This is a genomic window from Winogradskyella costae, from assembly GCF_013403865.1.
Classification (GTDB): Bacteria; Bacteroidota; Bacteroidia; order Flavobacteriales; family Flavobacteriaceae; genus Winogradskyella; species Winogradskyella costae.
Genome location: NZ_JABFDK010000049.1, coordinates 1 through 653, shown reverse-complemented (window position 1 = coordinate 653; position 653 = coordinate 1). Strand labels below are relative to the sequence as shown.

Here is a 653-nt window from a genome sequence, read left to right as displayed (position 1 = left end):
ATGATGGAAATTATAAAAGTACTTTAGTGAAAAATTAATGAGTTTTTACTTGTTTTTCACCACAGTACTTTGTTGTACGCAGTTTTTTATTCCGTTCTATTTTTATTCGGTTATTTAAGTCAGACGTTTTTCTTTGTCAAGTAATAATTAAGGCTCAATTATTTTAATATTCAATGTGCTAAACTCTTGAGATTTAGTTCCGTTAACAATAAGATTCTCCACGTGGAAAATAGTCACATAATCCCCAACTTTCAGTTTTTTTGCTATCATATGTGATTTCGCATTTAGAGTATTTCCTTTTACAGGTATTGAAGCACTTCCTCTAAATTTTATTCTAAATTTTTCAATTCCGAATGATTTATTATCGAAAAGTTCTTCACATTTAAAATTCAGTTCTTTAGCAGTTAGTTGCTCAACTGTCATTTCGAAAGTACAAGGCGCTTTTTCAGTCAGAAGATTTGTCGAATTTTGACTTTGCGCTAATGTAAAGCTCGAAATGAAAAGTAGAAAGGATAAAATTCTCATAGTTTTATGTTTTTATTATTCAGTTGTTTAATTCAAACGTATAAATTGTAGTGTATTATACTGATATAGGTTGACTCTTTTTTGTTAATATTTAGACGTTCAAAAGATTTCTTTTAGCCGTTTAGAAG

General features: G+C 28.6%; 1 protein-coding gene. It reads right to left on the bottom strand.

Features of this window, described 5'->3' with window-relative positions; translation table 11 throughout:
* Positions 1-147: 147 nt before the first annotated feature.
* A complete protein-coding gene (locus HM986_RS17625; RefSeq protein WP_179336357.1) occupies positions 148-525 on the bottom strand; it encodes a hypothetical protein in 378 nt (125 codons plus the stop codon).
* Positions 526-653 lie beyond the last annotated feature (128 nt).

What these genes read in the sequence shown, in the direction of transcription:
- HM986_RS17625 (WP_179336357.1), bottom strand. Translation starts at nt 525, where the DNA reads ATGAGAATTTTATCCTTTCTACTTTTCATTTCGAGCTTTACATTAGCG.